A 25,427-nucleotide genomic window follows, 5' to 3' on the forward strand; every position below is an offset into this window, starting at 1 on the left:
CCCGCGGAGCGCCGATCCGGGGCCGCGGGCCTAGCGGCCACGGCCTTCCCGCAGCGCGTCGTTGACCAGGCGGAGCGTGGCGGCGGCCTGGGCGTCCTGCTGCGCCTCCTCGGTGGGCAGGGTGAACGTCGCGGACGTCACGGCGCGGGCGCCGTCCTCGGTGACACCGGACTCGGAGACCACGCCGAGGTGGGTGCCGCCGTGGAACCAGATGCCCCCGGCGCCGCCCGCCACCGGCCGCCAGGCGATGCCGAGGCCGTAGCGGACGCCCTTCGCCCGGATCCAGCCGTCGGCCGGGACGGTCCGCTTCATCGCCGCCAACTGCGCCGGACGCAGCAGCCGTCCGCCCATCAGGGCCCGCAGGAAGACACCGTGGTCGCGCGTCGTACTGATGAGGCCGCCGTCCGCGCCGCTGACGGCGGCGAGGGTGGTGTCGGTCAGGCGCTCGCTGCCGGGGAACCGCGTGTACGCCGTCGCCGTCGGCTGCGGGACGTAGGCACCCCCGCCGGGGATCAGCGTGTGCCGGAGGCCGAGCGGCTCGATGACGCGTTCGTGGATCTCCTGCGCCCACGGGCGGCCCGTCACGGCCTCGATGATCAGGCCCGCGACGACGTAGTTGGTGTTGGCGTAGCCCCAGCGCCGCTCGGCCGCAGGGTCGTCGGGGCGCGGCAGCCACCGCGGAGGCTTCGTGAGCGCGGCCGCCAACTGCTCTTGCGGCGTGTGCGTGCGAAACCGCCCCTTGCGGTAGGCCTCCGGTGTGAACTCGCCCTCCGCGACCGCGAGATAGTCGTTGAGGCCGCTGGTCTGACGCAGCAGATTCGCCACGGTGATCCTGGCGCCGTCGTTGCCGTTGCCCCGGATCGCTCCGGGCAGTCGGCGCTCGACCGTGTCGGTCAGCGCGAGCCTGCCCTCGCCGACGAGCTGGAGGACGACCACCGAGGTGAACGTCTTGGTGTCGCTGCCGATGCGGTAGTACGCGTCCCAGGGCACCGGCCGACCGGACCCCAGGTCCGCCACTCCGGCGCGCGCCGTGGTCCGATCGTGTGCGGTCTGCACCTCGGCGATGACCCCGGTGGCCCCGGTCGCCCGGACGGCGTCGACACCGGCCTGGAGAGCGTCGCGCCCGCGAGCGCCGGCCGCCGTGCCGTGCGGAGCTGCCGCGGCCTTCGGGGCCGCGCCCGCGAGCAGGGCCCCGGCGGCCACCGCCATGGTGGCGCGTCGGCTCACCGCCGGTCCGGTCCCGGTCATCGGGTCACCTCGCCGGCGGCGCAGGTCACGTCGGTGGCGGGCAGATCCCCGCCGCGCAGATAGTCGTTGACGGCCCGGTCGGCGCACGGCACGGGGCGGTGCCCCTCGGCGCCGCGCCCGTACACGCCGTGCGCACGGATGTCCGCCGTCACCAGACGTGAACCGGTGAGCTTGCGGTGCAGCGCTACACCACCCTCGTAGGGGACGTTGTTGTCACGGCGTGCCTGGAGCATCAGGACGGGCACGCCGTTGTCGATCCTGGTGCCCGGCTCCCGGGGCTCGGTGCCCCAGAACGCACACGGAGCGATCATGCCGTTGACGTACGGGCCGAAGACCGGCTGGGAGGCGCGGCTGCGCACGCTGTTGCGCCAGTACGTCTCGGGGTCGCCGGGCCAGCCGCCCGCGGGCCAGCCGCCGTCGCCGCACATGAAGATCGCACCGCCCACGAAGCTGTCCGCCAGGTCGGGCGAGGACAGCAGCTCCAGCATGGCGGCCAGCTCAGGCCCCGGCCGGACCTGCTTGCCCGCTGCGGCGTCGACCAGGTCGCGCACGATGGCCGCGAGGGCGGGATCGTTCTCCTGCTGCTGGATGGGCTGCTTCAGGATCAGCCGCAGGACGGGGGCGTTGAGCCGCTGCCCCGCGATCTCGACGGGCCGCCGCTCCGCCCCGTCGAGCAGCCGCTGCACGGTGGCCCGCACCTCGGCGCCGGTGCGGCCGAGCCGGTACGTGCCGTGGTGCCGCGCGGCCCACCCGGCCCATTCGTCCAGGGACTTCTCCAGCGGCTCGCCGGAGCGCCGGAACAGTTCGTACTGCGTGGCCGCCGGATCGGTGGAGGAGTCGATGACCATGCGGTCGGTGCGGCGCGGGAACATCTGGGTGTACACGGCACCCAGGTCGGCGCCGTAGGACACGCCGTAGTACGACAGCTTGCGCTCACCCAGGGCGGCCCGGATCGCGTCCATGTCCCGCGCGACGTTGCGGGTGGAGGCGTGCGGGAGGAGCCCGGTGTTGTCGCCGTGCTCGCGGCAGCGCCGGGCCGTGTCCCGCGCGGACCGCACCGAGTCCTCGAAGTCCTTCCGGGCGGACGTCGTCGGCCCAGGAGGAGTGGGCGGCCCGGCCGGGGCGCAGACCAGCGGGCTGCTCTCGCCCAGGAACCGCGGATCGAAGCCGATCAGGTCGTAGCGGTCCGCCACGTCCTTCAGGGCGGGGCGCAGGGCCAGGGTGTTCGCGAGCCCGGTGCCGCCGGGGCCGCCGGGGTTGGACAGCAGGATGCCGCGCCGCTCGCCCGGAGCCTTGGCCTTGATGCGGGAGATCGCGAGCTGGATCGTACGGCCGTCGGGCCGTGAGTAGTCGAGGGGAACGGTCACCTTCGCGCACTGCGCGCCCGCCTCGTTCAGCTCCTGCTGCCGCGCGGAGCAGGCACCCCAGTCGAGATGCTGATGCCGGTCGGCACGGTCGGCACGGGCGGACGTGGGGGCGGGGGAGGCCGTCGCGGGGACGGCTCCGGCGAGTAGGCCCACCAGGCCGAGGCTGATCGTGACGGCGGGTGCGAGGCGCATGGTGCTCCTTTGGATCAAGCGATGTCGCCCCTGACGCTAGAAGCCCGCGCCCCGCCCCGACATGGGGCTACCCGTAGATCCCTTGCTGAGGGCAGCCCCCAGGCGCGGCGCCGCGCGCACGCGAAGGCCCGTGGTGCGCCCCCGCTCGGGGCGCACCACGGGCCTCCACCCCCGTCAGCGCGTGCCGACGGCCGCCCGCACGGCCCGCCGGGCCATCTGGCAGTCGTCGTGCAGACGCCGAAGGAGCAGGCGCTGCTCCTCGCCGGACGGCACCGCGACCGGATGGGGCGAGCCCGACGGTGCCACCGGTGCGGCGTCGTGCAGGGTGCGCTGCACCGCCGTCTCGCACATCCTGATCTCGCGCGTGAGCACCAGCATCAGATTGACCAGGAACGCGTCGCGCGCCGCCGGGCCCGCCTGCTGGGCGAGCTGGCTGATGTCGCGGCGCGCCACCGGGGCGTCGCCGAGAACCGCCCAGAGCGTCGCCAGGTCGTAGCCGGGCAGGTACCAGCCCGCGTGCTCCCAGTCGACGAGCACGGGACCTGCCGGGGAGAGCAGCACGTTCGACAGGAGCGCGTCGCCGTGGCAGAACTGCCACATGGCCTGCGGCTGCGACGCGTACGCATGCGCTATGCCGTGCAGCAGCTTCTGCAGATCGCCCATGTCCCGGTCGGTGAGCAGCCCCAGCTCGTGGAAGCGCGCGATCCGCCGGGGGTAGTCCAGCGGCTTGCCGAACATGTCGTTCGGCGGACGCCACTGGTTCAGGCGGTGCACGGCGCCCACGGCCGCCCGTACGTCCGCCCGCGGCGGGGCCTCCGCCGGGTGCCGCAGCAGCGCCGCGACCCGGCCCGGCATCCGCTCGATCACCAGGGTGCAGTCGTCCGGGTCGGCCGCGATGAGCCGCGGCGCGCGCACGGGCGGACGATGCCTGACGAACGAGCGGTATGCAGCTATTTCGTGCCTGATCCGCTCGGTCCACAAGGACGAGTGGTCGAGCAGGCACTTGGCGACGGCCGTGCTGCGGCCCGTCGTGCCGACGAGCAGGACGGTACGGCCGCTGCGGCGAAGGACCTGCACCGGGTGGAACTCCGGACAGATGCGGTGCACCGACGCGATGGCCGTGCGCAGCTGGGCGCCTTGGGGGCCGGACAAGTCGAGTCTCCCGCTGAGCGGCCCGTTCGCGGTCGCGGGTGCGCGCCGCGTCCGCCCGGTGCCGAGCGGCGCCGACGCGGCGCGCGCCGGTGCCAGATAGGGGCCGCCGCCCTGGAGCGGGACCTCCGCCGGGCGGGCGGGACCACGGGACGGCGAGTGGGGGCGCAGCGGCCGGGGCGGGGCGGACACGGAGGACGATGCTGCGTACATGGGCGATACAGATCCCTTCGTGTGCCTGCGAGTTGCGGCGCCCTCCCGCCCCGGCCTCCGTGGGTGCACCCTGGGGAATGCCTCGTGGGGACCGGGTCGGGGTGGCGCACTCCTACCTGACACCCCGAGGCCCCTGGCACACCATGTGGCGCACCCTGGCGAACCCTGGCGAATAGTCGCTCAGCAACTGACAGACGGCTACTGTCAACTCAGCCGAGAACCTGGGGGCTTGACGTGAACGGACAACCCAACACCCGCCTGTCGGACCTCTTCGGCCTCGCCGGCTGGTCCAAGGGCGAACTCGCCAGACTGGTGAACCGGCAGGCGGCCGCGATGGGTCATCCGCAGCTGGCCACCGACACCTCGCGGGTGCGGCGCTGGATCGACATGGGAGAGATCCCGCGCGATCCGGTGCCGCGGGTTCTGGCGGTCCTGTTCACCGAGCGTCTCGGCCGTGTCGTGACCATCGAGGACCTCGGTCTGGTCCGGCACGGGCGCGTAGGCAAACAGCGCGCCGACGGGAGCGTCGAGCACCCGGACGGCGTGCCGTGGGCGCCCGAGCGAACCGCCGCGGTCCTCACCGAATTCACGGGAATGGACCTCATGCTCAACCGACGCGGCTTGGTGGGCGCGGGCGCCGCGCTCGCCGCCGGCTCCGCACTCACCAGCGCCATGCACGACTGGCTGCACACCGACCCGACCCTGAAGGCCGACGCCCCCCGTCTCGACGATCCCCTGCACGCCGATCCCGCCGGGTTCGATCGCTATGAGGCCGCCCCCATCGGCTCTCAGGAGATCGAGGAGCTGGAGCGCTCGGTCGAGGTGTTCCGCGCCTGGGACGCCTCCCGCGGCGGGGGGCTCCAGCGCAAGGCCGTGGTGGGCCAGTTGAACGAGGTGGGCGGCATGCTCGCCTACCGGCACCCCGACCACCTCCAGCGACGCCTGTGGGGCGTCGCCGCCAACCTCGCCGTCCTCGCCGGGTGGATGTCCCACGACGTCGGCCTCGAACCCACCGCCCAGAAGTACTTCGTGATCGCCGCGCACGCGGCCCGCGAGGGCGGTGACCGGCCGCGCGCCGGGGAGGCCCTGTCCCGCGCCGCGCGCCAGATGGTGCACCTGGGCAAGCCGGACGACGCCCTCGACCTGATGAAGCTCGCCACGTCCGGCTCGGGCGAGCAGACGCTGCCGCGCACCCAGGCCATGCTGCACACCATCGAGGCCTGGGCGCAGGCGTCCATGGGCAAGGGCCAGGCGATGCGGCGCACCCTCGGCCGGGCCGAGGACCTGTTCGTCTCCGACAAGGGCGATGTGCCGCCGCCGAGCTGGATGCAGATGTTCGACGAGGCGGATCTGCACGGCATGCAGGCGCTCGCCTACCGCACGCTCGCGGACCACGAGCCGTCCGCCGCGCACGTCGCCCAGCGCCACGCCAAGGAGGCCATCGCCCTGCGCGCCAAGGGCCGTGACCGCTCCACGATCTTCGACTACATCTCGCTGGCGTCGGCCTGCTTCATCGCCGACGACCCCGAACAGGCCGACCGGTACGCCCGGCTCGCACTGGTGTCGATGGGCTCGAACTCCTCGCACCGCACGTGGGACCGGCTACGGGAGATGTACCGGCTGACCGCCCAGTACGCGGGCTATCCGAAGATCGAGGACCTGCGCGAGGAGATCAAGCACGCCCTTCCCAAGGCCGCGGGCAGGCCGGGGGGAGGGAAATGGGCGCGGGCGTGAGGAGGGTCGGGTACGACGGTACGAAGTCGGGGCTAGGGCTTCGTAGCACTCGGGGCCCGTGGAGCGCATCGGCTCCGCGCGGCCACCGGTCGTCCGGCGCGGGGCCCCATCCGGGTCCCGCGCGCGGTGGACCGTGAAGGCTACGTGTCGACCTTGGCCACCAGCAGACAGGCGTCGTCCTCACGCGGGGCCACGCCGAACTCCTCGACCGTGACGCGCACACAGTCCTGAGCCGTCCTCGCTTCGGCGAAGCGCGGTGCGAGGGCGAGCAGTCGGCCGGTCGCGGCATCTCGGGAACGCCGCGGCACCAGGCCGTCCGTGTGCAGCAGGAGCAGGTCACCGGGGCGCAGTGTCTCCTCGGCCTGTTCGTACGTCGCGCCGGACGTCGCGCCGAGCAGCACGCCGTCGGGCGGCGATAGGGTGCGCCCCGTCCCGTCGCGGAACAGCAGCGGGGCGGGGTGCCCGGCCTGGGACCAGGTCAGCACGTGCCGCTCGGGGTCGTACAGACAGCAGACGGCGCTGCCGAGCGCGGGCTGCGCCGAGGTGTCGAGGAGCTGGTTGAGCCAGGCCATCAGCTGGCCCGGCTGCGTGCCCGCGACGGCCATGCCGCGCAGCGCGCCGAGCAGCATCGCCATGCCCGACGTCACCGTGACGCCGTGGCCGGTGAGGTCGCCGACGCTCAGCAGCATCCGGCCGTCGGCCAGTTCGAGGGCGTCGTACCAGTCGCCGCCGATGAGGGCGCTCGACGACGACGGCAGATAGTGGGCGGCCAGGTCGAGGCCCGCCGGGCCGCCGTGCGGGAACCGCAGGGAGCCGTGCCACGGCGGCAGTACGGCTTCCTGGAGCTCGACGGCGAGCCGGTGCTCGGTCTGGGCGAGGTGCCGCTGGTGCTGCAGCGTGTCGCGGCTCTCGCTGACCGCGAGCTGGCTGCGGCGCAGCTCGCTGACGTCGCGCAGGACCGCCCACATGGAGGCGGTGGAGCCGTCGGCGGCGAGGACGGGCTCGCCCATCATGTGCACCTGGCGGACGCCGCCGTCGGCGCGCACGACGCGGAACTCGCCGTCGATCGGCTTGCCGTCGACCAGGCAGTCCGTGACCATCGCGGTGAGCAGCGCGTGGTCGTCGGGGTGCACGAGGGAGGGCAGCTCGTCGAGGGAGAGCGGGGGAGCGGCGGGGTCGCGGCCGAGGATCTGGTACAGCTCGCCGGACCAGCTCGCCTCGTCGGTGAGGAGGTTCCACTCGGCGCTGCCGACCCGGCTGAGCAGGGAGCCCGCGGGCGGCTCCGGCCGCGCGGCACCGGCGTGCTGCCGGTGCGTGCGCGGCGGGCCGTCCCGCAGCTGGGCCAAGTGGCCGTGCAGGTCGTTGAGCTGGTGGACCGCGAGGTCGCACAGGGCGCGCTGCCAGCGGCCTGTGGGGTCGCTGTGGTCGGCGGTGGCCTCGCGGCGCACGGCGTCGACCTCGCCGCGGAGCCGGCGCGTCTGCGTGATCAGCGCGTCGACCGCGCCGCGCTCGGGCGGCTGGGCGGTTCGGTCCGCGAAGACGTGGGACGGCATGGGGGCTCCGTAGGCGATGCGATGCGGGCGGGTCGGCTCGCGGGGCCGCGCTGGTGGGGGCGGCGGGCTTCCTGGCTGGCCGCGCTGCTGGCTTCCGTGGTGCTGGCTTCCGTGCTGATGCTGACGTCTGTGCTGATGCTGATGTCCGTGCCGTTTTCCGTGCTGACTTCAGAAACAACTCTTCGACCGGTAACGACTCTGGCACAGCGGACTCAGGCACGTAAGGGATTTGGCAACACCCGATGTGGTGGTGCTGTTGTCATATGCCACCGTCCTTCGGGGAAACGGCGGCCGTCCGCGCCTCGTCCGCGTCGTCGGTGGCTGAGGGTGGTGCGGCACCGCGCGAACGAAGCGTGGCTCGAAGGTGACGGGCCCCCGGCTCGTTCGCCACACCTGGGGCATCCTGCGGGCTTTCGGTGAGGGGCGGCCGTCGGGCGGCGCGCTCAGTACGCTGGTGTCCGAAAAGCGCGGGCGAGGCCCCAACTCTCGTACGGAGGCGGGGTGTTGGGGGGAAGCGCATGGATCTGGCCCATGACGTGATCCGCATACTGCTCACCGGTGAACCCGGGCTCGGCCGGGACGCGGCACGGCCCGAGCACCCGCTCGTCGCGAGCGCGCGGGCGCTGGCCACGGGCGAGCCCCGGCGGGCCCTGCGCCACCTCGCGGGCGTGCGCGAGCCGGGCGCCACCGACGACATGGCCGCCGCGCTGCGCGTGACGGCGCACGCCCTCGACCTGAACTGGTATCCGGGCGGCCAGGGCGCGGTGCTCGCCGACGGCGACGCGGAACGGCTCGCGGCGGGGCCGCCCCGGCAACCCGCCCCCGACGCGGCCCTGCTGGAGTTCTGCGCCGCCCGCTTCCTGCCCCGGCTCCTGTCGGCCCGCGGCATCGTGGAGAACGCCCGGACCGGCGGCGACCACTGGGCCGTCGCGCACGTGCTGCGCGACACGGAGCGGCAGGCGAACGACCTGCCGGGCGCGGACGCCGCGCTGACGCGCTGGGTGCGGGCGCACGTCCACCTCGCGGCCGCCGACGTGGCCCGGCGCGCGGGACGCGACGCCGACGTCCTGGCCGCCCTCGACCGGTGCCGCCACGACGCGCACGGGGACCCCTGGGTGCTCGCCCGGGTCTACCTCCTCCAGGGCGACGCGGCCCTGACCCCGTGCTCCCACCCCGACCTCCTCGGCCTGCGCCTCGGCCCGACGGAAGCGGCCGCACCGGGCACCGCCCCCGTGGACGTCCCCGCCGACCCGGCCATGGCCCGCGCCCACTACGAGGCGGCCGACGCCCTCTACGCGCGCCTGCCCGCCCCGCGCGGCCGCGCCCGCGTCGCCCTGCGCCTGGCCCACCTGGCCCGCACACGCGGCGACGGTCCCGCCCGGGTGCGCGCGGGCGAGCGGGCCGCCGCCCTGGCCGACCGCGCGGGCGCGGGCTCCCTCGCCGCGCTCGCCACCACGCACCGGCTGCTCGACCGGCTCGCCGACGGCTTCGACGCCGACCGCCGCGACCTCGACGAACTCGCGCGCTGGTGCCGCGACGACGGCAGCTCCAGCTATCTGAAGGGCCTGGTCCGGCTCCTGCTCGCGCGGGCCGCCGCCTGGCAGCGCGACGGCCTGACCCTGGCCGCCCTGCGCTGTCTGCGGGCCGCCCGCTTCGTCACCGCCCGGATCACCGCCCCCCTGGAGGCGGACCTCACGGACCGGGCGTACGTCGACCTGGTCGACCGGCTGAACTTCCGGCAGGCCTCGACCGTGCTCCTCGCCGCCGACACCGCGCACGCCACGGCCGCGCTGCGCGCACGGGACGCCGACGAACGCAGCTGGCTGCGCGCCGCCGACCTCGCCCTGGCGCTCGACCGGGCCGTGGAGGCGCTCGCCGACCCCGACCTGAAGGGCATCGCCCAGGCACGGCTCGGCGAGGTGGCGGCCGCGGCCGAACGCCTCGCCGGATCCTGGCCGCCCGCGCGGCAGGCCATCGACATCGTGCGCGAGAGCCTGCGGCGCGCGCCCGCCCAACTGCTGCGCCACCGGGGCCGCCGCGCCCTGGAGGCAGGCTTCCGCGACGAGGCACACGCCGCACTCCGCGCCGCGCTCGATCGCGCCGGGGACGACGCACTGCTGCGCACGGCGCTCCTGTACGAACTCGGCCTGCGCCAACAGGCCCACGCCCTCGCCTCCCGCCTCTTCCGGCGCGGCGGCCTGCACCCCGACCACGCCGTCAGCCTCTTCCTGCGACTCGGCGACCCGCACACCGCGCGCCACGCCCTCGGCGTACTGGACGAGACGTCCTGGAGGGGCGACCCGGACCGCCCTTGGGAGGACCTGGCGCGCCGCGCCGAACTCGCCGAGGCCCTCGGCGACCACACCACCGCCGCCCGGCTCTGCGGGGACGCGGTGACCCGCTTCGAGCAGTGGTCGGACCAGCTCGTACGGGACGTCCTGCGCACCTCGATGACCGACGACGTGAACGTCGCGGCGATGTACCACATCGCGGCCCGCGTGCACCTCTGCATTGCCGACGAAGCCCGGCAGGCCCCGGCCGGCCCGCCCGCCGGGGGCCCGCACGGCACCGTCGACCCCGACGCCGAACGCGCCCTCGCCTTCGAACTCTCCGACCGCTGCCGGGGCATCGCCGTCGACGTGCTGCGCGCTCTCGACGACCTGCCGCCGGGGCCGCCGCTCGACGCCGCTCGCCGCTGGCTGCGCGCCGGTTCGGCCTGGGCGGCCGCCTATGAGGGGCTCGTGGACAGTGTGCGCGGCGACGCCGCGCGCACGCCGTCCTCCGCGCGCCTTCGCGCCACCGTGCTCGCCGCCGAGGACGAGCTGGAAGCCGCCGAGACCCACGTGGCCACCCACGCGCCCGGCCTGCTGCGCGGACGCGCCGACGACGGGCGGCGGATCCGCGGCACCCGTCTGGACGCGGTGCGCGCAGCGCTGCCCGACGACGCGCTGCTCCTGATGTACGAGACGTTCGACGACGACCTGGTCACCTGGGCGGTCGACCGGCACGGCGCCCGTCACACCCGCAGGACCGTGCACCACCGCGACCTCGCCTGCGCCGTACGGCGGTTCCACTCCGCGTGCGCGGGCGGCCACCACGACACCGCGGACGCGGGCGCCCTGGCGCGCCTGCTCCTCGACCCCGTCGCGGACGCCGTGCGCAGCCGTCGCCGCCTGTACGTCGTGCCGCACCGGGCGCTCACCCTCGTGCCGTTCGCCGTCCTGCCCGTCGGCGACGTACCGCTGGGAGAGCGGTGCGTGATCTCCCAGCTGCCCTCGGCGTCCCTCATCACCCGGCCCGGCTGCGACAGGCCACCGGGCCGTGACGCGCCCGCGCTGCTGGTCGGCGACCCCGCGTACGCACCCGGCCGGGGCCTCGCCCGGCTGCCCGGCACGGCCACGGAAGTGCGGGCCATCGCCCGGCTGCTCGGCACCGAACCGCTGCTCGGCGAGGCCGCGACGGCCGCCGCCGTCACCGCCTCCGCACCCGGCCGCGCCGTACTGCACCTGGCCACCCACGGCGTCCTGCACGAACGCGGCCCGCACCGCAGCCACGTCGCGCTCGCCGGACACGACCGGCTGACCGTCGGGGACGTCACCGGGCTCGACCTGACCGCCGACCTCGTCGTGCTCTCCGCCTGCCACACCGGGCGCGGCACCGCCACCGCGGGGGGAGACGTCATCGGCCTGGTCCGCGCCGCCGTCGCGGCGGGCGCCCGGCACGCGGTGGTGTCGCTGTGGCCCGTCGACGACGCCTCCGGAGCCGTCCTCATGACGTACTTCTACGAAGCGCTGCTCGCCCGCCCCGGCACCCCGGTGGCCGACGCCCTCACGAGCGCGCAGCGCCGCCTGCGCGCCCTGGACGCCGACGGGCGCGCAGGCGCGTACGAGCGGCTGCGCGAGGCCACCGGCGGCGGCGCCGCGGCCGAGTGCGCACGCGACGGGCGCCCGCCCACGGCCCTCACCCGGCACACGTCCCCGCTGCCCTACCACTGGGCTCCGTTCATCCACGTCGGCGGTTGACGCCGTGCCGCGGACAAAGGGGTGACCAGGGTGGTCCGTCATGCCATCCTGGCGGCTACGACGCGCGTCACGGGGGGCTGGGATGCGTAAACGGGCACTGCTCATCGGCTGTCGGACCGGGGCGCTGCGCGGCGTGGACGCCGATGTCGCGCTGATGGCCGACACCCTCACCCCCCTCGGCTTCGAGGTGACCCGGGCCACCGGGCCGCGCGCGACGCGGCGGGGAATCATCGACGCCTACCGCGCGCTCATCGACGCCACCGGAGCCGGGGACGCGGCCGTCGTCTACTACTCGGGCCACGGCGGCCAGGCGCGCGACCCCGGCTCCGCACCCGCCCCCGGGCAGCCCGCCCGCATTCAGTACCTGTGCCCCACCGACATCGACGAGCCCGGCCCGCACGGCGCGTTCCGAGGCCTGTTCGCCGACGAGCTGAGCGCGCTCCAGGACGACCTGAGCGCCCGCACCGAGAACGTCACGACCGTCATCGACAGCTGCCACTCCGCCCGCATGGCCCGCACCGCCCGACAGGTGCCCAAGGCCCGCACGGAGGGCCGCGACTGGGCGACGGTCCACGCGGCCTGGCGGGCGGCGGTGCGGGCCGCTCCGCCCCGCTCGGGCTGCACCGCCGCCGAGTCGAACCCGTCCGTCGTCCGCCTAGTGGCCTGCGAACCCGACGCCAGTGCCTACGAAGTCCAGCTCCCCGGCTTCGACGGCCCGCGCGGCCTGCTCACCGCGAGCCTCGCCCGGCTCCTGCGCGCCCCCGGCGCCTCCCGGCTGACCTGGCGCACCCTCCTGGGCCTGCTGCGGCCCGCCGTCCTCGACGTCGTGCCCTTCCAGCGGCCGGAAGTCGAAGGGCCCGCCGACCGGATCCTGTTCGAGACCACGGAGCAGCGGGCCACTGGCGTGCTGCCGGTGGCGGCCGACCGGGACGGGGCCCGTCTGGACGGCGCGGAGCTGTTCGGCATCGCCGTGGGCGACCAGTACGCGCTGGTGCCCCCGGGCGGCGACCCGGAGCGGCCCCTCGCCCTCGCCGTCGTCGACCGCGCCGAGGCCGGGACCGCCCGACTGCGCCTCCAGGGCGAAGCCGCACCCGGCCCGCACCAGATCCCGCCGGGCACCGAGGCACACCCCCGCCACGTCTCCCTGGGCCGCCGCCCCGTCCTCCTGCGACCCGCCGAGCACCCCGACCGCGCCCACGTGGCCGCGCGCCTTCGCGCCTGTGCCCATCTGCGGATCGCCCGGAGCGACGAACCCGCCCTGGCGGCCCTCACCTTGACCTCCGACGGGCTGCGCCTGGCCGACTCCGACGGCGAACCGCTGAGCGCCGGCGCGACCCCGGCCACCGACGCCGGGCTCGACTCCCTCACCCAGGACCTGCGTCAGCTCGCGCGGGCCGCCCACGTCCGGGCCCTGGCCTCCGGCACGGGCCCGGCCGCGCTCCCCGACGACGTCGCCTTCCACTACGCGCTGCTGTGCGCCGACGGCACGCAACTGCCCCTGGACCGCAGCGGCGCACACGTCTTCCACGGCGACGAGATCGTCGTCAGCATCCACAACAGGGCCGCCGAACGCCGCCACGTGTCCGTGTTCGACGTCGGTCTGCGCGGCGCCGTCACCCAGCTCACCACCACCGAGCCCGCCGGCGTCGGCCTCGACCCGGACGCCCACTACGAACTGTTCCGGCTCCCCGGCAGCCACCGGCTCGCGGGCATCGAGCTGTACTGGCCCGACGGCCTGCCCCGCGGCGCGCCGCGGCCCGAGACCCTCGTCGCCGTCGTCACCGACCGGCCGCAGGACCTGACGCGGCTCGCACAGCGCGGCATCGCCCGGCGCGGGCCCGGCGGTTCGGCCCTCCAGCGGCTGGTCGACGACGTCCTGACCGGCGTGCGCGACGCCCGGGTGCCGCAGACCGCGGAGCCACCGGTGCGCTACCGCGTCACGCGTTGCGACGTCCTCCTCCACCACGGGCGCCGCACCGGCCCGTCCGACCACGCCCCGCACGCCGGGAGGTAACCGTGCCCTACCAGCAGCGCATCGACCGGCGGCGGCCCGGCTGCTTCCTCTTCCTCGTCGACCAGTCCGGCACCATGCAGCAGGCCATCGGCGGCAGCGCACAGGTGCGCAAGGGCCAGGCCCTCAGCGACACCGTCAACGACGTGCTGTACGCCGTGCTCATCGAGTGCACCAAGGACGTGCGCGAGGAGGAGCCCCGGCACTACTTCGACGTCGGCGTCATCGGCTACGGCGGGCCCGGCACGGTCGCCCCCGTCGTCGGCGCCGCAGGCCGCGAGCCGCTCGTGCCGAGCGCCCATCTGCCGCGCTACGCGCGCGTGGAGACCCGCGAGAAGCTCCTCCCGGACAGTGAGGGCCGCTACCGCCAGGTCAGCCGCCGCAGCATGGTGTGGCTCGACCCCGTCTGGTACGGCTCGACACCGATGTGCGCGGCGCTCCAGTACGCGCACAAGGTGCTCAAGCGCTGGGCGGCCCGGCACCGCGACTCCTTCCCGCCCATCGTGCTGCACGTCACCGACGGCATGGCCACCGACGGCGACCCGCGCCGGGCCGCGGCCCGGCTGCGCAGGCTGCGTACCGCCGACGGGCGCCTCCTGCTGTTCAACCTGCACCTGTCGGCGCGCGGCGAGCATGCCGTGTACTTCCCCTCCGCCCCCGTCGGCGGCACGGACCCGGCCACCGAGCTGCTGTACGAGATGTCCAGCGAACTGCCCGCGGGCCTGGTGGAGGAGGCGGGCTACGCCGACCGCATCGCCCCCGGCGCCCGCGGCTTCGTGTACAACGCGGACGTGCCGGAGCTGGTCGACTTCATGCGGATCGGCACCGCCACCACCGGCCGGGTGCGCGCCGGGTGACCGGTACCGGGCCGTCGCTCGCGCTCGTCGGCGGCGAGGTGCTCGCCGTGCCCAAGTCGGCCGCGGAACCGAGCGAGGACGCCGCGGCGCTCGACCCGGCGCGCGGGCGCATCGCGGTCTCCGACGGCGCGACCCGCGCCCTCGCCTCCGGCCCCTGGGCGCACTGCCTCGTCCGCCGGTTCGTGGCACGGCCCCCCGAAGGCTTCGACGGCGCCGCGCTCGGCGACTGGGTCCGCGCGGCCGCCGCGGAGTGGTCGCGGTGCGTACGCCTGTCCCCGCAGGCGCCGCCGTACCTCTGGGACGCCGTCGAGCGCGGCAGTTACGCCACCCTCCTGGGATTCGTGGCCGACCCCGCGCCGCCCGGCGCGGACACCCTGCGGTGGCTGGCCGTGGCCGTCGGCGACACCTGCCTGGTGACCCTGCGCGGTGCCGCGCCGACCCTGTCGTTCCCGCTCCACCACCCCGAGCAGTTCACCTCGGCCCCGGCCCTGCTGCCGACGTCCCCCACGGCGCTGCCGGACGCGGTGAGCGCCGCACACGTCATCGCCGGAGCGAGCCGCGCGGGCGACGACCTCCTCGTGATGACGGACGCCCTCGCCCGCTGGGCCCTGACCCGGGCCGCCCACAGCCCGGACGTATGGCACTTCCTGCGACAGTGCGACGCGAGCACGTTCGCCACGAAGGTACGCGCGCTGTGGCGACGGGGCGAACTGGAGGAGGACGACGTGACGTTGGTGCGGTGCCGCGTCGACCTGGAGTGACACGGGGTCGGACGCCCCTGGGCGAAGGGCCGGGCGGTCACCGGTGCAGGGCGGCCACCAGGTCCTCCGGGGTGCCCGCCTGACCGGGGGCGCGCTTGCAGTCCGTGGCCAGACGGTCGGCGAGTACCGAGACGCGCGGGTCGGGGGAGCGGGCGAGACGGTCCCACAGGGGCGTGCCGCGCGGGCGCGCGAAGTCGGCGGCACGGAAGATCAGGTTCTCCTGGGTGTGCAGCTTCCACAGGCCCGGGTCCGCGGCCACGGCCAGCGTCGACAGGAAGATGACGGAGGCAGGGAAGGCGTCCAGGCGGACCCCGTGCGGCGCGCCGTCCTCCTTGGGGTGGCGGTAGTCGGGGTGACCGGCGTCGGCGCGCGGCCAGTCCTGGCCGCTGGGCACCCACACCCCGTCCAGGTCGACGAGCTGGAGCCGCAGTTCGTCGTCCACCAGGACGTTGCCGTGCTGGAGGTCACCGTGGCCGAGGCCTGCGCGGGCCAGCTGGCGCAGCGCCACGCGCCAGTTCGCGGCCAGGTGCCGCAGGGCGCGCGGCTCGCTCAGGCGCCGCGAAAGCGCGAGGTCGAAGGTGTCTCCCGGAACCCACGGCATCAGGACCACCGGCCACCACGCGCCGCCCACCTGGATGCCCTGCTCCAGCCAGGTCGCGGGGGTCAGGGCGGGGCAGGCGCGGCCCCGCAGATAGCGGCGCAGCGCGTCGTAGCGCAGGGCACCGGCGGCGGCCGCCCGCGTCATGCAGCGCACGGCGCACGCGCCGCGCGGCCCGAGCAGCCGGAACACCACCGCGCTCCGCCCGGAGCTGGTGCGCGGCATGCCGAGCCGGTTGAGGTCGAGGACGCCCCCGGCGAGATCCGGCTCGGCGAACGCCGTGGCCGGGTCCTGCACCGCCTGTGCGTACTCCGTCTTCGTCGGCCAGCGTGCCGGGCGGCCCGGCGTGCCGCTCATGCCGGGTCCCCCTCGGGCCCGCCGGGACGCCTCATGCCCGGTACACCACCCGGCCGGGCAGTTCCCGGCCCTCGACGCTGGCCCACAGCCGCAGCCCGGCGAGCACCTGGCCCTTGCGCCCGCCCGCGTCCAGGGGGATGTCGTTGCCCCCGGTACGGCGGCGGGCCTCGCGATAGGTCGGGGCGAGGACCTGCACGGCGACGTCGCCGCCGTTGTCCCGCACCCGGCGCCGCAGTTCGAGCACCATCCGCTGGGACGCCTCGGCGACCCGCGCCCACCAGCTGCCGGGTGCGGCGGGGGGCAGGTGCAGGACCGAGCACAGCGCCTCGTCCACCGCGAGGGCGGCCCGCAGCTCCTCCGGCGAGCCCGGCGTCTGCCGGGCCAGCCGTCCGAGCCGCTGGGCCAGCTCCTGGCGGTAGGTCGCACGTGCCTCGGCGTCGCACAGGGGGATCACGCCCCGATGTGCGACGCTCTCCAGACAGTGGTGCAACTGGCCGTCCCGCGCGGCGAGTTCGGCCACCCAGCCGGACAGGACGACACAGAGGGCGAGCGGCGACCGGTCCCCGGAGGCCGGGAGCACGCCGTGGACGCCGCCCGCGGCGGTCACCGCCCAGTCCGCCAGGGGCCCGGCCGCGCCGAGGCGCACGCCGGTGACTCCGGCACGCGGCAGCGGCGGCAGGACCACCTCGACGCCGTCGAGCGCCCGCCACTCGTCCCACCGCTCCTCGGGCGCGGTCCGTGCCGCCACCGCGAGGTCCGCCGCCCGCGCGCGCCACCGCGTCGCGTACGCGCTCGGCAGGCGCAGCAGCGTCAACTGGAACCAGCTCCACAGCGCGGCCGTGTCGTCGGCCTCGGGCACGGCCAGCGGGCCGAGGAAGGTGGCGCACTCCTGGCTCCGCGTCAACTCCGCGGCCAGCGCGGCCAGCTCGGCGTCGGCGTGAGGGGAGGGCCGCACGGACGGCTTCGCCGGCACGGGCTCCTGGGGCTCCAGAGGATCCGGGGGCACCGGGGCGACCGGCTCCCGCGTGACCGGTACGGGGGTGCCCATCGGCGGGGTGCTCTCGTCGGCGGAAGAGTCGGCCGTGGAACCGGCGGCCGCGGAATCGGCCGCCATGGCTCCGGCCGCCATGGCTCTGGTCGACATGTCTCCGGTCGTCACGGCTCCGGTCGTCACGGATCCCTCGGCCTCGGTGGTGCCCGGGAGCGTGCCGGGCTCACCCTCCGGCGGCGAACCCTCCGGTGCGAGGACCGCCGCCACCTCCGCGAGCGCGGCCCGGCACTCCGCCGCGCCCGCGTCGTCGGGCAGCGCATCCAGGGCCACGCCGAGGGCGGCCCGCACGCCCGCCAGGTGGGCGCGTGCCAGCGCCGCGAGGTGCGAATCCGGCAGTCGGCTGAGCCTGCGCAGCGCGTCCACAGCGATCAGTGCCCCCCGTTGAACGGATCGCGCTCGGCGATGTACGAGGCCTTCGTGTCGCTCATGTCCACTCGGAACACCGAACCCGGCGCGCCCCACATCCCGGCGAGCGAGGCGGCCCTCCAGTACGGGACCGGCTCCCGGTGCACCCGCAGCAGCCCCTGCTCGTCGAGCGTCGCCACGTACGTCACTCCCTGCTCGGCCTCCATGCCTTCGGCGCCGTACGCCGACTCCGTGCCGCTCCGCTCGGGCACGGACACGACGCCGAGCAGGTCCCACTTCCGCTCGGGCTCTCCGGGATAGCGCAGATAGAACGACCAGCCGTCGTACGGCGGCGGCCCGATCGGCCCGCTCGTCATGCCCCGCACCGCCCGCGTGTCCGGCCCCGCGCCCCGCACCCGGAACACCTCGTCGAAGCGCGGAGCCTCGGCCTGCGCCGCCGCGGGGCGGCGTGGGTCCTGGAGCAGGCTGAAGACGACCACGCCCTTGTCCGGCCGGTCCCCGGCCACCCGGTTGTCGGCGACGATCTCGATCGGCACCCACTGGCCGCCGGGGCCGCCGCCGAGGTCGACCTGGACCGGGGCCGGGCCTTCCACCTCGTACTGCGGCGCGCCGCGCGCGAGGTGCACGGCCAGGTCGAGATCGGCGTTCACCTCCACCTGGAACTTCGCCTCGCGGGTCCACTCCGCCATGTTCAGCGTGAAGCCGGGCTCCTCCAGGCGGACCCAGGCGTCCGGGTCGAAGGCGCCCCACTCCTTCCAGCCGGTGCCGATGTTGCGGTGGATGCGCAGACTCGCGGGCAGGCTCTGCCACTTGCTGCGCACCGCCCAGGTGCCGCCGGGTCCGATGGGACTGAGCCGCGCGCCGACCCTCAGCAGCGCGTGCGTGGGGTCGTTGGCCGCCAGCTGGTACGTCGGGCCGAAGTCGCACGGCAGGTAGTAGCTGAGGTTGTCCACCTCGATGCGCAGCACGTAGCGGCCGCGGCCGAGGACGCCCTGGGCGTTGCGCACGGTGTGCGCGAACCGGCGGACGTGGTGGCCCCAGCAGGCCCCGATGGACGTCGCCTTCTTGCCGTACTCCTCCTCCACGGCGACGCCCGCGGGGTTCCACCGCACCTCGCTCTCCTGCCGCAGCCTGCGCTCCAAGGTGTGGCGCACCAGCGGCATCCGGCTGCTCTTGCCGGTGAGGAAGATCCGGTCGAGCTCGCTGGCCGTCACGATGTTCTTCGTGAGGGCGACCACGAGATCCATGATCTCCTTGAGGTCCGGCGCGAGGAGCCCCGCGAACGTCGCGGCATCGAGCACCGGCGTCCACGCGCCGCCTGCCCCGGCGTGCTCGCCCGCCGCCCCGAGCCGCCCCAGGAGCACCTCCAGCGTCTCCGGCAGCGGCTGGTACGCGGCCTCGCCCGCGCCGAGCCGGAACTTGGCGTCCTCGGCCAGCTCCCACAGCAGCCAGAACGTCTGCTCCGCGTCCTCCCGGTCCGCCGCCACCACGGTGTCGGCGCTCCACCGCGTGGGCACCACGCGGTCCACCAGGTCCGCCGGATACCCCTCGATCTCGGGGTCGCGGTCGAGCAGGGTGCGCGGCACATAGCGGCCGTCGACGGCGTACGGGGCCTTGAGCGAGCCCACGACGTGCTCGAACCGCTCCGCCTCGCCGGTGAGCAGATGGTCGGCGAAGGCCGCCTTGTACCAGCGGAAGAGGCGCAGCGTCATGAGGTCGCCGCCCAGCTGGAGGTGGCCGGTGGACCCGAGCAGCGTGGGCGTGAGGACGTACAGACGGCCGGTGAACCGGGGATCCTGACCCGGCACCGGGTCGGGCGTCGCGTCCTTGAGCCGCAGATTGATCAGGGCCAGGTCAGTGGTGCCGCCGCCGATGTCGATGACCAGGACGTTCTGCTGCCAGGCCGGGGACGGGCCGGGCAGCGGGCGGCAGCGCGCCCGGAACGCCTCGACACCGGCCACGAAGTCGCCGCCGAAGTCCCGCATGATGAAGAAGAGCGCGGCCGCCACCGCCTCGTCGAACTGGGTGTCCACCAGCGTCACGCCGAGCCCGTCGCCCGCGCCGTCGGCCCCCGCGCCGACCAGCTCCCGCAGCCTGCGGCGCACCCCGGGCGGCGCCACCGTCGGATACGTCATCACGACGTGGTCCAGCCTGCCCTGGTGGAACTCCTTGGGGTTGGCGGCGAGGTAGTCGTCCGTCTGGTCGAGCAGATAGCGCAGCCCTTCACGGATCAGGTCGTCGGCCGTGAAGCGCTCGAGGCCCGGCATCTCGTGATCGCGTCCCAGATACTGCTTGACGCCCCGGTACGACTGGGCCCCGCCCATGGGCAGTCCGCCCACCGGGATCCGCTCCTGGCCCATCCGCACCCGCAGCTCCGGGTTCGTGGCGACGACCTCGATGCGGCTGGCCAGCTCCGTGCCGCCCAACTGGTCGAGGTCGACGGGGAACAGCCTGAGCACGTCCAGCGGCAACTCGTCGAAGGCCCGGTGGTAGCACTGGTGCAGCAGGGGCGTCGCCGCCCGGCGCAGCCGCTCGTCCCGGGACGCGATCCGCAGTTCGAGCGCGGTGTACAGCGCGTGCACCCAGCCGTCTCCGCCGTACCCGCTCTCCAAGGCGTTCGCGAGCGCCTGCCCGCCGCCCGCCTCGGCCCGTGGAGCGTCGCCTTCCGTGAGGTACTGCCGCGCGACGTCGGTGAGCAGTTCGCGCCACTGCGCCCGCTCCCCGGCGCACGCGTCCGGATCGGCGAGCAGCTTCATCAGCTCCTTGCGCAGACGCCCCTCCTGGTACCGCGACATGGCGCGCACGTCGAGCTGGCGCATGTCGTGGACGGTGACCGTGGAGTTCGTCGTGCCGAAGTCCACCGCCGCGAAGCCGAAGTGACGCACGGCGCCCTCCGGCACCCGGCGTGCTCCCGGGCCGCCGGGCGCGGCACCGGTGGGCTCGGCGGCCCCGGGGGGCCGGGGCGCGGGGTCGGCGGGCGCGGCGTGGGACGCGCTGGGCGCGGCGAAGGCGTCGCCGCGCCGGGCGGGCTCACTGGCCGCAGACCTGGACCACAGCTCGGCGTCGTACCACTGTCCGGAGCTGGAGCCGGAGCTCTGTGCCGAAGCGGCCTGGGAGGCCGGGGGGACCGGCGGGACGGGTGGCACGGGTGGGGCCATGGCCATGTCCAGACGCAGGATGGTGGAGACCTCGGTCGTGGCGTGGATGGTGCCCACGGGACGCCCGGTGACCGGATTGATCTCGTGATGCGTGAAGCGGACGACCAGCGGCAGCGCGGTCCGCTCAAGACGCTCGGCCAGCGCCACGGCACCGCGCGCCCGCACGGTCACCGGCGCCCTGACGACCTGGCCCTCCACGGAGCGGAACGCGCCGTCGAGCGCGGTCCTTTCGAGCACGGGAAGGCCGGGGTCCGTGTGCAGCACCTCGGCCTTGCTGACGACGACACCCCCGCCGGTCGGCCGCAGCTCCACATCGGGCAGCTGGACGGCCGACAGCGGGCCGAGCAGGGTGAATCCGCCGCCGCGGGCGTCCGCCACGCACGACGGCCCCGAGGCTACGAAACGGGCATGCAGTCCCATGGCGTCTCCGTGGGTCAGGACTTGCGCAGGGCGGTGGGCTGCTGGGCGGGGCCCTTGACGGTGGACGTCCGCCCGCCGCGGGCCGCGCCGGGGCGCGCGGACGGCCGGGGCAGGGGCATCGCTTCCAGGCGCGCGGCCAGGTCCAGTGGGGCGCCGCCCTGGGCCGCGCCGTCGCCGCGCAGGCCGGACAGGAGCAGCTCGGGCGTGTCGGTGGCGTTCACATAGCGCTCGCCCTGTGCCAGGGCCTTGCCCGCCTGCCGCGCGAACTCCGCCTGGTGGGCAGCCAGATGCCCGTGCACCAGATCCACGAGGGCGGCGACCAGCTCGCGCCGCATCCGGACCACATGCGCGACATGGCGCTCCAGCGGGTCACGGTCCTCGGGCTGGTCCGGATGCCAGGGGAAACAGCGGTCGAGCCGCAGCGGGAAGCCGGCGTCCACGTCCACCGGATCCGGCTGCGGGGGCACCGTCTGCCGCAGCTCCGCGCGGTACCACTCCGGGTTGGTCGTGGCGATCAGCGCGCCGAGCCGGTCCCGGCGCGGCGGGGGCAGCTTGCCGCGCCGCTGCTCCTCCGCGGTGATCTCGATCCAGTCGCGGCGCAGGTCCTCGAGGGAGTCGGCGTGGTCGTCGAGCCGCGCCTCGTACGCGGCCCGGATCCGGTCGTGAACGAGGGCAAGCAGCGCCTCGTGCGACGCCCGGAACGCCACCAGGAGCTCCTCGGGGCCGCTCGGAATGCCCGGCGCCGGATCGCTCTCCGCGGCGGCGGGCTCCTGCGTGAAGAGGCCGAGGAGCGCCAGTTCGTCCTGCACGTGCTGGGCGAAGTCCGCGTCGCCCTCGGTGGCGTGCGGCGCCACGACCAGGTGCCGCTCCCGGTCCACCGCCGCGAACAGCTCCTTCCACTGCGGCCATGCGGCGACCGCCACGGCGGCCTCGTCGACCAAGTGCCGGCGCAGCGCGTCGTCGCCGCGCGCCCCGTCCGTGGCCCGCTCCAGGACGAGCACCTCGCGCAGCGCGGCCAGCGCCTGCCGTGTGGAGTGCAGGGTCCGCTGGATCTCCTGGTACGCGGGCGGGTACTCCGTCTCCGGGTGCGCCGAGCGCTCCGCGGTGATCAGCGCGAGCCGGGCCCGTTCCACCGCTCCGGCCCGACGGCGCACCGCGCTGCTCTTGAGGGTGCCACCGTGCTCCCTGGCGTGCGCGGTGAGTTCACCGCGCAGCAGCCGCAGCCCGCCGTCGTGGGCGTACTCCCGCAGCGCCCGGATCAGCCCGCTGCCCGGTGCGTCCGCTTCGAGCCGGTCGGCGACGCGCGCCCACAGGCCGGTCAGCACCGGTTGGCCGGTGTCGCTGCCCGCCTCGCGCACGCGGGCGCGCGTCCCGTCCGCCCCCTCGCCGCCGAGGACGCCGGAGGCGCGCAGCGCGGCGAGACCCACCATGGGCGAAACCAGGATGAGCTGCTTGTGCTGCCCGGCGGGCAGCAGTGACTGCGAGGCCTCGACGATGTCGTCGAGCACCCCGGTGTCCTTCTGGCCGAGCAGCCGCCGCTCCGTCAGGCGCTCGGGCGCGCCCAGGAGCGCGGCCTCGAGGCCGGCCGCGTCGTCGACCGGCAGCTGGTCGAAGCGGCCGCCCGCGACCAGGATGCTCTCGCGCAGCTCCTCGTCCGACCTGCGCTCGCGCCCGTCCGCCGTGGGTTCGCGCAGCATGTCGAAGAAGTCCTGCTCACTGGCCACGGGTCCGCGCTGGGCGTTCATCAGGACCAGCACGGTGTGGATGTCACGCAGCTCGCGCCGGCTCAGGAACCGGTCCCGCACACCCGACTTGGGGCTGTTCAGACCGGGAAAGTCCATCAGCGTGAGCGCGCCCACGTCCCCCAGGTCCCACACGGTCCGCGGCACCCGCACCCGCAGCTCGACCTTCCTGATCAGCGGTACGCACGCGGCGAGCACGTCGTCCGGGATCCGGCTGCCCGGCGCCGCCGTGCCGCGCCGGTCCCAGCCGCCGTCCCGTTCCCGCGGCACGCTGGGCAGCGACATGGCCTGCTTGGCCTGCGCGTCGGACAGGTCGTAGCGCCGCCCGAGCAGCGGCGCGCCCTCTTCGTACGCGCCGTGCAGCAGCAGGGTCTCCTCGGCGACGGCACTCATCTTGGAGCCCTGCGCGGAAAGGCCGTACCGGCGGCACCAGTCGACCAGCGGCTGCCACCCCTCGGGCCCCGGCCGCGCCGCACCCAGCTCGTCCAGCTCCCGCTCGCCAAGCCCCTCCAGGCCCGCCAACTCCTTCAGCCTGCCGTGCAGATGCGCCATCAGCTCGGCGGTCTCGGGCGCCGTGCAGTAGACGACCGCGCGCTCCTGCAACGACGGCCCCGGCTCCCCGTCGCTCGACTGGTCTATGCGGATGGCCGTCACGTTCCCCGTGGTCGGCACGTGGCTCACCGACAGCAGACCCGGCATCCCCAGCAGCGCCTCGATCAGCAGCGACTTGCCCGCGCTGAACTCGCCGACCACACCGATCGACAGCGGATCACGCGCCTCCCCCAGGAGATGGGCGACCCCCGACCGGAACTCCGCCCGCCGGGACGCGAGCGCGTCCTCGTCCGGATCGTGCGCCGGAGCGCGCTCCAGGGCTTCGAGCATGCCGACCGCCCACTGGGCGTACATGTCCGTACTGGCGCCCATGACAGCGGACCTCCCCCCTGCGCCGTCCCCGCGCAGGGTGCCACCGGCCCTCGGGACCGTGACGAACCGCCGCAGTCGGCGCTCAGGGCAATGTCCCGCGAAACGCCCCCGTTGGGCAACAGGATGTGCCAATTTCCCTGAATTCGCGCGGAGTTGTACTCGGTACGACCTGCGCCTGGCACCCTCGGGATATGGCCACGCCGCGCCAGGGACATCAGGGGGACCCCTACGCGCGGGACCCGGGGGAGTTCCAGATCCCGTACTCCTGGGTCCCCGAGCCCGACCTGCCCACCGGACGACACGTGGACGGGCCGGGCCCCGGCCGCCCCACCGCCCCGCGCCGCCGCCGGGTACGACGCGGCGCCCTCGTGCTCGTGGCCGTGCTCGCCCTGGGCACCTCGGCGGCGGCCGCCCTCAGCCAGGAGACCCTTCCGAACGACTGGCTGCCCGCCTGGGGCGTAGGCCCCTTCCCCGACCGCTCACGCACACCGCACACCTCCACGGACACGCACACGACCACGGCGGCGGCAGGAGGCGAGGACTCTCCTTCGGCCACGGACACAGCCACAACCACAGCCACGGACGCTGCCACGGCCACCGACACCGATCCGGGCACAGACACCCCCTCCGGTACGCCCGTCAGCTGGGCCGACCTCGACGTGGGTGACTGCGTGGCCGCACGCGAGGCCCGCACCACAGCGCTGCGCGTCGACTGCGACGACGCCCACCACTTCGAGCTCTTCGCCACCGCCCCGCGCTATCGAGCCACCACCTACCCCGGGGACGCCGTCGCCCAGGCGCACGCCCGACAACAGTGCGCACAGCGCTTCACCGCCTTCACCGACGCCTACCTCGGCACCGACGACCTGAACTGGACCGCGGGCACCGTCGGCCGCTCCTCCTGGAGCGTGGGCCGCCGCCCCGTCTTCTGCTACCTCATGGACCGCTCGAAGAGCGCGCTGTACGGCTCAGCCCTGTCGGACGCCCCCGGTTTCACCGCCTCCGACTGACCAGCACTCCACGGTCGCGCCGTCGGACGTGGGACCTGTGCGGCTCATCAGGCCCGCAGATAGCGGATCACCGCGAGCACCCGTCGGTTGTGGTCGTGCGACACGGGCAGCCCCAGTTTGTCGAAGACCGCCGCCACATGCTTCTCCACCGTGCCCGCCGACACCACGAGGGCCTGTGCGATCGCCGCGTTCGAACGGCCCTCCGCCATCAGCTTCAGCACCTCCCGCTCCCGCTCGGTCAACGGCGCCAGCTCCGCCGCGCGGTGGCTCGCGCCCGCGAGCTGGGTGACGACCTCGGGATCGAGCGCGGTGCCGCCCGCCGCCACCCGCTCCAGCGCGTCCGCGAACTCCGCGATGTTGGCGACCCGGTCCTTCAGCAGATAGCCCACCCCTGCCGAGCCGCCCGCGAGCAGCCGCGTGGCGTACTTCGTCTCCACGTACTGCGAGAACAGCAGCACTCCCGTGCCCGGGTGCGTACGGCGGATGTCGATGGCGGCCCGTAGGCCCTCGTCCGTATGGGACGGCGGCATCCGGATGTCGACGACGGTGACGTCGGGTCGGTGCTCGGCCACCGCCACGCGCAGTGCGTCCGCGTCACCGACGGCTGCACACACCTCATGCCCCCGCTCCACAAGCATCTGGGCCAGCAATTCCCGCAGTACAGCGGCATCCTCGGCGATCACGACACGCATGG

The 25,427-nt window shown here is 74.9% G+C and carries 15 protein-coding genes; 6 read left to right on the plus strand and 9 right to left on the minus strand.

What is annotated here, in order from left to right; all coding sequences use genetic code 11:
* Positions 1-30: 30 nt before the first annotated feature.
* From CP982_RS39315 to CP982_RS39325, 3 genes are all read right to left on the minus strand, one after another.
* Positions 31-1,248 carry a serine hydrolase domain-containing protein gene (locus CP982_RS39315; RefSeq protein WP_150514865.1) on the minus strand — a complete coding sequence of 406 codons (1,218 nt, stop codon included), beginning with the start codon at positions 1,246-1,248 and terminating at the stop codon, positions 31-33.
* On the minus strand, positions 1,245-2,807 hold the full coding sequence (locus CP982_RS39320; RefSeq protein WP_150514866.1) for an alpha/beta hydrolase: 1,563 nt from the start codon (positions 2,805-2,807) through the stop codon (positions 1,245-1,247). Before CP982_RS39320 ends, CP982_RS39315 begins: the two co-directional genes overlap by 4 nt.
* Positions 2,808-2,981: 174 nt before the next feature.
* Positions 2,982-4,169: an aminoglycoside phosphotransferase family protein gene (locus CP982_RS39325; protein WP_150514867.1), complete on the minus strand. Its 1,188-nt coding sequence runs from the start codon at positions 4,167-4,169 to the stop codon at positions 2,982-2,984.
* A gap of 234 nt (positions 4,170-4,403) precedes the next feature.
* Here CP982_RS39325 and CP982_RS39330 point away from each other — a divergent pair, with 234 nt between their 5' ends.
* Entirely contained in the window at positions 4,404-5,903 is a 1,500-nt protein-coding gene (locus CP982_RS39330) for a DNA-binding protein NsdB (protein ID WP_150514868.1), read from the plus strand.
* 140 nt (positions 5,904-6,043) lie between these two features.
* Here CP982_RS39330 and CP982_RS39335 read toward each other — a convergent pair whose 3' ends face one another.
* A complete protein-coding gene (locus CP982_RS39335; RefSeq protein ID WP_150514869.1) occupies positions 6,044-7,456 on the minus strand; it encodes a PP2C family protein-serine/threonine phosphatase in 1,413 nt (470 codons plus the stop codon).
* A gap of 518 nt (positions 7,457-7,974) precedes the next feature.
* Here CP982_RS39335 and CP982_RS39340 point away from each other — a divergent pair.
* The 4 genes from CP982_RS39340 to CP982_RS42020 all read left to right on the plus strand — a co-directional run bounded on the left by CP982_RS39340 (position 7,975) and on the right by CP982_RS42020 (position 15,107).
* Positions 7,975-11,478 carry a CHAT domain-containing protein gene (locus CP982_RS39340; protein WP_150514870.1) on the plus strand — a complete coding sequence of 1,168 codons (3,504 nt, stop codon included), beginning with the start codon at positions 7,975-7,977 and terminating at the stop codon, positions 11,476-11,478.
* Between the two features lie 82 nt (positions 11,479-11,560).
* A complete protein-coding gene (locus CP982_RS39345; RefSeq protein ID WP_170316594.1) occupies positions 11,561-13,492 on the plus strand; it encodes a caspase family protein in 1,932 nt (643 codons plus the stop codon).
* A 2-nt stretch (positions 13,493-13,494) separates the two neighbouring features.
* Positions 13,495-14,346: a vWA domain-containing protein gene (locus tag CP982_RS42015; RefSeq protein WP_170316595.1), complete on the plus strand. Its 852-nt coding sequence runs from the start codon at positions 13,495-13,497 to the stop codon at positions 14,344-14,346.
* Positions 14,343-15,107, plus strand: a complete 765-nt coding sequence (locus tag CP982_RS42020; RefSeq protein ID WP_170316596.1) for a protein phosphatase 2C domain-containing protein — start codon at positions 14,343-14,345, stop codon at positions 15,105-15,107. The genes CP982_RS42015 and CP982_RS42020 overlap by 4 nt, the downstream gene beginning before the upstream one ends.
* Before the next feature lie 37 nt (positions 15,108-15,144).
* On the opposite strand, the gene CP982_RS39355 is transcribed toward CP982_RS42020, so the two are convergent.
* From CP982_RS39355 to CP982_RS39370, 4 genes are read right to left on the minus strand one after another with little or no spacing between them, the layout of a single operon-like run.
* Positions 15,145-16,062 carry a protein kinase family protein gene (locus tag CP982_RS39355; protein ID WP_150514873.1) on the minus strand — a complete coding sequence of 306 codons (918 nt, stop codon included), beginning with the start codon at positions 16,060-16,062 and terminating at the stop codon, positions 15,145-15,147.
* Between the two features lie 31 nt (positions 16,063-16,093).
* A complete protein-coding gene (locus tag CP982_RS39360) occupies positions 16,094-17,476 on the minus strand; it encodes a hypothetical protein (RefSeq protein ID WP_150514874.1) in 1,383 nt (460 codons plus the stop codon).
* 5 nt (positions 17,477-17,481) lie between these two features.
* Complete coding sequence (locus CP982_RS39365; RefSeq protein WP_150514875.1) at positions 17,482-21,057, minus strand: Hsp70 family protein; 3,576 nt, start codon at positions 21,055-21,057, stop codon at positions 17,482-17,484.
* A gap of 14 nt (positions 21,058-21,071) precedes the next feature.
* Positions 21,072-23,723 carry a dynamin family protein gene (locus CP982_RS39370; protein ID WP_150514876.1) on the minus strand — a complete coding sequence of 884 codons (2,652 nt, stop codon included), beginning with the start codon at positions 23,721-23,723 and terminating at the stop codon, positions 21,072-21,074.
* Positions 23,724-23,914: 191 nt separating this feature from the next.
* On the opposite strand from CP982_RS39370, the gene CP982_RS39375 reads away from it, so the two are divergent.
* The gene (locus CP982_RS39375) at positions 23,915-24,733 is read left to right on the plus strand and encodes a septum formation family protein (RefSeq protein WP_150514877.1); all 819 of its coding nucleotides are present in this window, start codon (positions 23,915-23,917) and stop codon (positions 24,731-24,733) included.
* A gap of 47 nt (positions 24,734-24,780) precedes the next feature.
* Here CP982_RS39375 and CP982_RS39380 read toward each other — a convergent pair whose 3' ends face one another.
* Positions 24,781-25,425: a response regulator transcription factor gene (locus CP982_RS39380; RefSeq protein WP_150514878.1), complete on the minus strand. Its 645-nt coding sequence runs from the start codon at positions 25,423-25,425 to the stop codon at positions 24,781-24,783.
* Positions 25,426-25,427: the final 2 nt, after the last annotated feature.

The organism is Streptomyces spectabilis, assembly GCF_008704795.1.
GTDB classification, from domain to species: domain Bacteria; phylum Actinomycetota; class Actinomycetes; order Streptomycetales; family Streptomycetaceae; genus Streptomyces; species Streptomyces spectabilis.